The sequence below is a fragment of the Streptomyces sp. NPDC052721 genome (assembly GCF_040678315.1).
Lineage (GTDB): Bacteria > Actinomycetota > Actinomycetes > Streptomycetales > Streptomycetaceae > Streptomyces.
Genome location: NZ_JBFATL010000090.1, coordinates 1 through 8,662 on the forward strand (window position 1 = coordinate 1; position 8,662 = coordinate 8,662).

The 8,662-nt window shown below is 72.4% G+C and carries 7 protein-coding genes and 1 pseudogene; 5 read left to right on the forward strand and 3 right to left on the reverse strand.

The window, feature by feature from the left end; all coding sequences use genetic code 11:
* Window positions 1–343: 343 nt before the first annotated feature.
* A pseudogene (locus AB0L21_RS39265) lies at window positions 344–559 on the forward strand (IMP dehydrogenase); the annotation flags it as partial.
* Window positions 560–1,188: 629 nt separating this feature from the next.
* Here AB0L21_RS39265 and AB0L21_RS39270 read toward each other — a convergent pair.
* The 3 genes from AB0L21_RS39270 to AB0L21_RS39280 all read right to left on the reverse strand — a co-directional run bounded on the left by AB0L21_RS39270 (window position 1,189) and on the right by AB0L21_RS39280 (window position 5,344).
* Window positions 1,189–3,222, reverse strand: a complete 2,034-nt coding sequence (locus AB0L21_RS39270; protein WP_365788733.1) for a SpoIIE family protein phosphatase — start codon at window positions 3,220–3,222, stop codon at window positions 1,189–1,191.
* A 354-nt stretch (window positions 3,223–3,576) separates the two neighbouring features.
* Window positions 3,577–4,293: an NAD(P)-binding domain-containing protein gene (locus AB0L21_RS39275; RefSeq protein WP_365788734.1), complete on the reverse strand. Its 717-nt coding sequence runs from the start codon at window positions 4,291–4,293 to the stop codon at window positions 3,577–3,579.
* 19 nt (window positions 4,294–4,312) lie between these two features.
* Window positions 4,313–5,344 carry an LLM class flavin-dependent oxidoreductase gene (locus tag AB0L21_RS39280; RefSeq protein ID WP_365788735.1) on the reverse strand — a complete coding sequence of 344 codons (1,032 nt, stop codon included), beginning with the start codon at window positions 5,342–5,344 and terminating at the stop codon, window positions 4,313–4,315.
* 217 nt (window positions 5,345–5,561) lie between these two features.
* Between AB0L21_RS39280 and AB0L21_RS39285 the strand changes: the two genes are divergently transcribed.
* From AB0L21_RS39285 to AB0L21_RS39300, 4 genes are all read left to right on the forward strand, one after another.
* Window positions 5,562–6,668, forward strand: a complete 1,107-nt coding sequence (locus tag AB0L21_RS39285) for an LLM class flavin-dependent oxidoreductase (protein WP_365788736.1) — start codon at window positions 5,562–5,564, stop codon at window positions 6,666–6,668.
* 45 nt (window positions 6,669–6,713) lie between these two features.
* Window positions 6,714–7,145 (forward strand): tetratricopeptide repeat protein, encoded by a 432-nt coding sequence (locus AB0L21_RS39290; protein WP_365788737.1) that lies wholly within the window; start codon window positions 6,714–6,716, stop codon window positions 7,143–7,145.
* Between the two features lie 637 nt (window positions 7,146–7,782).
* Window positions 7,783–8,250 (forward strand): MarR family transcriptional regulator, encoded by a 468-nt coding sequence (locus AB0L21_RS39295; RefSeq protein ID WP_365711566.1) that lies wholly within the window; start codon window positions 7,783–7,785, stop codon window positions 8,248–8,250.
* A gap of 77 nt (window positions 8,251–8,327) precedes the next feature.
* Window positions 8,328–8,453, forward strand: a complete 126-nt coding sequence (locus tag AB0L21_RS39300; RefSeq protein WP_365711568.1) for a hypothetical protein — start codon at window positions 8,328–8,330, stop codon at window positions 8,451–8,453.
* Window positions 8,454–8,662 lie beyond the last annotated feature (209 nt).

The window sequence follows — 8,662 nt, forward strand, 5'->3', positions numbered from 1 at the left end:
CTCGTACTGGATGTACTTGGGTCGGGGCCCGGTGCGGCGAGAGTGCGTGCATGGCGTCGCGCGGCAGACGGGAGTTTGACGACAGGGCCTAGGGCCGGATCACCTCGCGGGAGCGGGGCAACGCGGGTGGCCGTGTGATCACGACTGGCTGACGCGACACCCACATGTCGCGGCTGGCCGCCTGGCCCCCGACGCGCCTACCGGCTGCCGTCTGCCGCCGGCCTGACGGCCCGGCCTCACTTCGGGTGCGGGCGAAGAACCGGGCCGCGTCGTCCACCTCGAACCACGGGGTGCCGGTGTGCCCGCCGGCCAGCGCGGTGCCGTCCCGGTCGCGCGCGGTGCGGCCATCGACGGGCAGGAGCTGTTCTTCTCCCACGTCGGCCTGCGCGACGGCCCCGCCCCGGTGCGCGCCTATCTCCCCGACCTCATCGACCGCGTCCTCACCGGCCGGATCGCCCCGGGCCGGGTCCTCGACCAAACCCTGCCCCTGGAGCGGGTCGCCGAGGGCTACCAGGCGATGGACGAGCGCCGCGCCATCAAGGCCCTGCTCAAGCCTTGAGCACGAGCCGGCCACGACCACGCTTCCGTCGCTGCGCCGCACCCTCCCCGACCGAACCTGGACAGCTCGTGACACTGGCTCCTCGTGCCGTCCGCCGCCCTCGTGAGGTCTCCCGCGCCACCGCCGCCGTGCTGCTCGCCGCGACCGCCGTCACCGCCTGCACGCGCGACGCGGCGAACTCCGCTCCCGCACCGGAACGCACGGCGACCGGTTCCTGGCTCGCGGGTACGGCCCTCGACTCCTCCCTCGGCCTGACGGGCCCGCCCCTGGTCGGCACGGTCACGGCCGCCCTCACCCTGCTCCCGCTGATCACCCTCGCCCTCCGCGCCCCCCCCGCGCCCCCCGCGTCGTGGCCCAGCGCTCCCCTCGCACCGAGCAGCGGCCCGAGGAGCCCGCTCCCGCCTCGGCACACCGCTGAACGTTCGGAAGGTGGGCACTCGGCCCCGCCGGCCGCCCGCCTCCGGCAACCGGCCTGCCTCCACGACCTGTTCGAGTCCGGGCGATGCGGCCGGGTGCCGGATGCGGATCCGCGCTGCGCGCGTGAACCGCGCCCCGTGCCCGGGCGCGCTGTGCGGGTCCTTCCCACGGGAGCACGCCGTACGCCTGCCGCTCGGCACGGCCCCCGGCGTTCAGCCGCCGTCCAGCTCCTGCTCGCACCAGATGGTCTTGCCCCGGCGTCCGAACCGGGTGCCCCAGCGGGCGGCGAGCTGGGCGACGAGCGCCAGTCCCCGGCCGCCCTCGTCGATGGCGCGGGCGTTGCGCAGGTGGGGCGCGGTGCTGCTGCCGTCCGACACCTCGCACATCAGGCTCCGGTCGCGGATCATGCGCAGCCGGATCGGCGGACTGCCGTACCGGACGGCGTTGGTGACCAGTTCGCTGACGATCAGTTCGGTCGTGAAGGCCAGGTCCGCCAACCCCCAGGCCGACAGCTGGTGTTCGGCGAGCCGGCGCGCGGTGCCGACGACGGCCGGATCCTTGGGCAGCGTCCACTCGGCGAGCCGGTCCTCCGCCAAACCGCGGGTCCGGGCGAGCAGCAGGACGGCGTCGTCCTCGCCCTGGCCGGGCAGGAGGGCGTACACCGCGTCGTCGGCGAGCTCGCGCAGGGGACGGTCGGGATGGCTCAGGAGGCGGAGCAGGGTCTGCCGGGCGCCCGGCGCCGCGCGGACGAGACCGTTGGTGTACAGCGCCAGCAGGCTGCCGTCCGGCAGCTCGACGCGCACCGCCTCGTACCCGCCGCGCCCCGTACCGAGCAGCGGGCCGGCGGGCGGTTCGACGACCAGGGGCTCGCCGAGCGCGCCGAGGGCCACCGGGGGCGCGTGCCCCGCGCTGGCGGCCGTACAGGTGCGGGTCACCGGGTCGAACACCGCGTACAGGCAGGACGCCGTGACCGGCTCGCCCGGGTCCCGCGTGAGCGAGACGGTGGTCTCGTCGAGGCAGGAGAGCAAGTCCTCCGGCGCCAGGTCCCGGACCGCGAGGGTCGTCAGCGCGGTGCGCAACTGCCCCATGGCGGCGGCCACTTCGATGCCGCTGCCCGTGACATCGCCGACGGTCAGGGCCACCCGGCCGCCGGAGAGGGGGACGACGTCGTACCAGTCCCCGCCGCCGCCCAGGGTGCCGGGCAGGTGGAGGGCGGCGGTGTCGACCGTGGTCAGCCGCGGCGGGGTGCGGGGCAGCAGATGGCGTTGCAGGGCGGTCGCGATGGTGCGCTCACGGGCGTAGCTGCGGGCGTTGTCGATGCTGAGCGCCGTACGCTGGGCCAGCTGCTCGGCCAGGGAGAGATCGTCCTCGTCGTACGGGCGAGGGTCACGGTGCCGGTAGAAGCAGGCGACCCCGAGGACGGTGCCGCGCACCACCAGCGGGGTGATGAGGAGCGAGTGCACACCCGCGTCGGTCAGCAGCCGGGCCCGCTCCGGATCGGTGGCCAGCCACGGCTCGTCCGGTGTCAGGCCGGTGACGAGCCGGGGAGAAGCGTCCTGCAGGCTCCGGGTGAAGGGCGTGGGGAAGGGGAAGGTGGCCAGCTCGCCCGAGGGGATCCGCCGCCCAGGGTCGTTCACCGAGCGGAAGGCGACCCGGCGCAGGGGAGCGTCGGCATCGACCGGACCCCCGGACAGCGCGGCGCCGCGCACCGCCTCGTCCAGCACGTCCACCGACACCGCGTCCGCGAACCGGTCCACCACCACCTCGGCCAGCGCCTCCGCCGTGTCCCGCACGTCCAGGCTCGTGCCGATGGCGTGATGGGCGTCGTGCAGGATGTCCAGCCGGTCCGCCGTGTGCTGCCGCGCGGAGACGTCCTCCACGACGGCGACACCCAGCACGTGTCCGCCGCCGGGACGGACCCGGAAGGCCGACACCGAGAGCACCGTCTCCCGGTCCGGGTCACCACGAGGCCGGCCGCGCATCAGGCGGCCCCGCACCCGCGCCTCCCCCGTGAGCACCTGACGGGCGAGCGAGAGGAGTTCTGGGTCGTGGAAGCCCTCCGCGACCTCGTCGAGCCGCCGCCCGAGCACCGCGTCGCTGGGCAGCCCGCGCACCCCGCGCCCCGCGGTGTTGTAGCGCACGATCCGCAACCGCTCGTCGAACACGTACAGCCCCATGGGCGCCTGGGTGAACAGCGCCTCCAGCACGGTGGCCGACAGATCCCCGCTGTCGTGTCGCGACGACATCGCCGGGCCTAGCCCCGCGCGCCCGGGTCGGCGTCCGGGGCGCCGAGGGCGGGGATCACGGCGGCGAAGACGCCCGGCGAGCCGGAACGGGCAGAGCGCGGCCGGTCGGGAGCAACCCCGGAGGAGACCGGCGCGCAGGTCCGCGGGTCTGCGGTGAGACCGTGATCGGCGATGGGCGGACAACGGCGCATCAGTGGCCCCTTCGGCGTGGGCACCGGGCTCTTTCTTGAGACCCTGGCGGGTGGGCCGGACGGCAGCCATCGGGGTGAGCCGAGCGGGTGAACGGTGCGGGCCCAAGGGTCCGAGGGTCCAAGGGCTCCGGGGAACGCGTACGTGAGCGGTCGCGGCCGGTGGTCAGGCCGCGTGATCGGTCGCCGGCGAGGACGCGGCCCGTGTGCCGAGCACCGCCCGGCCGTGTTCCGAGTCCGGGTAGCGGGCGAGCATCGCGCGCAGTTCCCCGGCAGCGACGTAGGCGCCGAACGGTTCGGTGCCCGGTTCGAGCCGTACGCCTTCGGCGAGCGGTCCCGCCTTGACCGGGTCGAAGCCGAACGCGTCGACCAGGCCCGCCACGGCGGCGAGGTCGTCCGGATCGTCACCGGCGATCGCGATCGCCTTGCGCCCCGGGGCGCCCGCGGGCCGGGCCCCGTCCTCCAGGTCGTGGTAACCCATGTGGTTGAACGCCTTGACCACCCGCGCGCCGGGCAGAAACGCCTGCACGATCTCGCTGGAGGAGGTGAGCGGGTCGGTCAGGTCCTCGCGGACGCCGTCGACCTCCCACCAGTAGTTCATCGCGTCGATGACGAGCTTGCCGCGCAGGGCGTCCGCGGGAATGCCGCGGTACTTGCCGAGCGGCAGCGCGAGGATGACGAGGTCCGCCTCCGCCGCGGCCTCGGCGGCGGTGACCGGGACCGCGCCGGGGGTGAGGACGTCGACGGTGAGGGCGATCCCGGAGGGGTCGCCCGACCCCGCGATGAGCACCCGACGGCCGGCCGCCAGGGCCAGGCGCGCGAGTACGGTGCCGACCTTTCCCGCGCCCAGGATGCCGACGGTGCGTACGGCGGTGGTGTGCATCTGCTCTCCGTTCCTGGTGTCAGCCCGCGAGGAGGTCGCGGACCATCGGGACGACCTTCGTGCCGTACAGCTCGACGGCCCGCAGGCGCGCGCTGACCGGCTGCGCGCCCGTGGTGTAGATGAGGTCGAACCGGCCGACGCCGAGCGCCTTGATCGCGCGGGCCATCTTGCGGGCGACCGTCTCCGGTGAACCGATGTAGAGGGAGCCGCGCTCGATCTCGGCCGCGTACTCCTCCTTACGGACCGGCGGCCAGCCGCGCAGCGCGCCGATGCGGTCACGGATGACCTTGTAGTGCGGCCAGTGCAGCTCCCGGGCCTGCTCGTCCGTGTCGGCGATGAAGCCCGGCGAGTGCATGCCGACCGGGTGAGCGGTCGTACCGAACTGGGCGGTGGCCCGTTGATAGAGGTCGATGTACGGTGCGAAGCGCTGGGGGGCGCCGCCGATGATGGCGATCATGAGCGGGAAGCCGTAGCGCGCGGTGCGGATGACCGACTGGGGTGATCCGCCGACACCGACCCAGGTGCTCAGATGCCCGGACTCGGTCTTGGGGAACACGTCGGCGGCGTCGAGCGGAGCCCGCTTGGTGCCGCTCCAGGTGACCGGCTTCTCCTCCAGCAGCTTGGCGAAGAGTTCGATCTTCTCCTCGAACAGCACGTCGTAGTCGGCGAGGTCGTAGCCGAAGAGGGGGAACGACTCGGTGAAGGAGCCGCGCCCGAGAATGACCTCGGCCCGGCCGTTCGAGAGCGCGTCCACGGTCGAGAACCGCTGGAAGACGCGGACCGGGTCGTCCGAGCTGAGCACGGTCACGCCGGAGGAGAGACGGATACGGCTGGTGCGCGTGGCGATGCCGGCGAGCACGGTCTCCGGAGTCGAGATCGCGTACTCCGGGCGGTGGTGCTCGCCCAGGGCGATGACGTCGACCCCGGTCTCCTCCGCGAGAACGGCCTCGTCCAGGACCTGCCGGATGGCGCGGGCGTCGGAGACCGGGGTGCCGGAGTCGTCCTCCGGTACGTCGCCGAACGTGTCCAGGCCGAAGACGAGGTCGGACATGGGCGGGCTCTCCTTCGTGCGCGGTGGGTTCATCCGACAACCCTTACGGCACCTGATTGATGTGTCAACTAGTTGGGGGGCATGGCATCCGCCCCAGTCAGCCCGGACGCTGACGAGGGGGCTGCCGCTTCGTCGACGTCGGGCAGCGGAATACGGGTCGGTGCGACTGTGTTACAGGCGCGTAGTTGATACATCAACATGAAAGGGCGGAGGACGGATGCAGTTCGGCATCTTCACCGTCGGTGATGTGACCATCGACCCGACCACGGGCCGTACGCCGACCGAGCACGAGCGGATCAAGGCCATGGTCACCCTCGCGCAGAAGGCGGAAGAAGCGGGGCTCGACGTCTTCGCGACCGGTGAGCACCACAACCCGCCGTTCGTGCCGTCCTCGCCGACCACGATGCTCGGCTACATCGCCGCCCGCACCGAGCGGATCATCCTGTCGACGTCGACCACGCTGATCACCACCAACGACCCGGTGAAGATCGCGGAGGACTACGCGATGCTCCAGCACCTGGCCGACGGCCGGGTGGACCTGATGATGGGCCGCGGGAACACCGGACCGGTGTACCCGTGGTTCGGCAAGGACATCCGCGACGGCATCGACCTGGCCATCGAGAACTACGCGCTGCTGCGCCGGCTGTGGCGTGAGGACGTCGTGGACTGGGAGGGCAAGTTCCGCACCCCGCTGCAGGGCTTCACCTCCACCCCGCGCCCGCTCGACGACGTCGCGCCGTTCGTGTGGCACGGCTCGATCCGCTCCCCGGAGATCGCCGAGCAGGCCGCCTACTACGGCGACGGCTTCTTCCACAACAACATCTTCTGGCCCAAGGAGCACACCAGGAAGCTGATCGACCTGTACCGGCAGCGGTACGCGCACTACGGCCACGGCACCCCCGAGCAGGCCGTCGTCGGACTCGGCGGTCACGTCTACATGCGCCCGGACTCCCAGGACGCGATCCGGGAGTTCCGCCCGTTCTTCGACCACTCACCGGTGATGGGAGGCGGGATCCCGATGGAGGAGTACATGGAGCAGACCCCGCTGACCGTCGGCACGCCCGAGCAGGTCATCGAGAAGACGCTCACCTTCCGTGAGCACTTCGGGGACTACCAGCGCCAGCTGTTCATGGTGGACGGCGGGGGCATACCGCTGAAGACCGCGCTGGAGCAGATCGAGATGCTCGGTGCGGACGTCGTACCGGTGCTGCGGAAGGAGTTCGCGAAGAACCGGCCGGCCGGCGTGCCCGACGCGCCCACCCACGCGTCCCTGCGCGCGGCCCGCGACGCGGAACGCCTGCACACCACCGGCTCGGCGGCCTGAGGCCGAGGCACACGGCAGCCCCACGGCAGAGGAGAACGAGGAACGATGACCGACAACTTCACCGGGTACACGGCGGGCGACGGAGTGGCGCCCGACCGCTGGGCGGGCGCCCTGCACCTGTTCGACAACGGCGCCGGGGCGCCGCGCGAGGAGACCACCACGGAGCGCTGGGAGCGCGCGCAGCTGCTCTTCGAGGCCAAGGACTACATCGGGGCCGCGCGGCTGCTCGCCCTCGTCGTGGAGGAGGCTCCGGAACAGACCGGCCCCCGGCTGCTGCTGGCCCGCGCCTACTACCACTCCGCTCAGCTGCGGCGTGCCGAGGAACAGCTGCGCGCGATCGTCGAGCGCGATCCGGTGGAGCACTACGCCCACCTGATGCTGGGCCGCACCCTGCAGCGTCAGGGGCGGCAGGACGAGGCCGAGCCCCTGCTGCGCATGGCCGCCGCGTGGTCGGGCGAGTTCCCGGACGACGACTGAGCGACGCGGCTGGAGACCCGTCTCGTGGGCTGAGTCCGGGGCGTCCAGGGCCAGTGCCCCGGACGCCCCGGCGGCTTGAGGGGCAGGCGGTCAGAGGTGATCGGCGTGTGATCGCGTCGACGAAAGCCTCCAGTACCTGAGCCACAGCGTCCGCCATGGTGTAGGAGGTCCCCACCGCGCCGAGCACGGACAGGTGGTCGGGCATCTCACCCAAGGCGGCGCTCTCGTGGGGTGCCGGTGCCGAGCCGGCCGCTCCAGGTGATGCGGCGTGGAGTGCCCGCTCGTGGAAGGCGTCGAGCGGGAGCGCCGGATGGTGGGCCAGGACGTTCAGCGCGGGTCTGCCGGAGCCGGGGGCGGGGAACTCCTCGGCCGTGCCGATCAGTTCGACGGCCTCGGCTCCGGACGACCAGGCCGGGTACCTCGGTTCGTGACGGAAGGCGCCGTCGGACTCGACCGCGAACGAGACGTCCGGGAGGGCGGCGCGTACGTGTCCCACGAGCCGGGTGGTCTCGGGGCCGACGCGCTCCGCAGGTCCGGCATGCCGCGTGGCGGGCGGCCCGTGACGAGTACGACCGCCATCGGTGCCGGTACCTCCTGCAATCTTCGATGAAGTATCAACTAGGCTTACACTTCCCTCATGGACGAGACGGTGCGTTGGCTGACACCGGAGGAGCAGCACGCGTGGCGGAGCTTCATCCGCCTGCATGACAAACTCCGGGGCCGGTTGTCGCGCTCGTTGCAGGCGGAGTCGAACGTGTCGGCGACGGACTTCGCGGTGCTGGTCGAGCTGACGGACGTACCGGACGGGCGGCGCAGGTTCCAGGAGCTGGCCCGGGCCCTGGAGTGGGAGAAGAGCCGGATGTCCCACCACATCGCCCGCATGGTGAAGCGTGGGCTGGTGGTCCGGGAGGAGTGTCCCGAGGACGGCCGTGGCGCCTTCGTGGTGATCACGGAGGAGGGGCGCGCGATGATCGAGGCCGCCGCCCCGCGTCACGTGGAGGCGGTGCGCGAACTGTTCCTCGACCACGTCACGCCGGCCGAGCTGCGCACGCTGGCCCAGATCTCCGAGCGTGTCGTGGAGAAGCTGGACGAGAACCCGTCCTGAGGCCACCCGATCCCCGAGGACGCCATCGTGAGCCTCATCGGATGAACATGCCCGAAGGGTGCGCCAATGAAGGTGGCATGTCGAGCGTCCCGCAGTTCGGCGCCAGGGTGAGGGCGACACGCGAGCAGTTCACAGGCCGGACCATCGGCCTGGCCGGCGACGACGTCTTCCGCTCCCCGGCATCCCGGCCGCCGGCCGCCTGAGCCCGGCAGCCCACGGCACACGCCGGCGCGGAGGTGCTGTGGGGCGGACCTCCGGAAAGGTTCACCCCACGGGACCCCGGCGTCCGGCGTCACCGGGCACGGGCAGCTAGGCCCTGTCGTCGAACTCCCGTCTGCCGCGCGACGCCATGCACGCACTCTCGCCGCACCGGGCCCCGACCCAAGTACATCCAGTACGAGGGCCGGGGCCC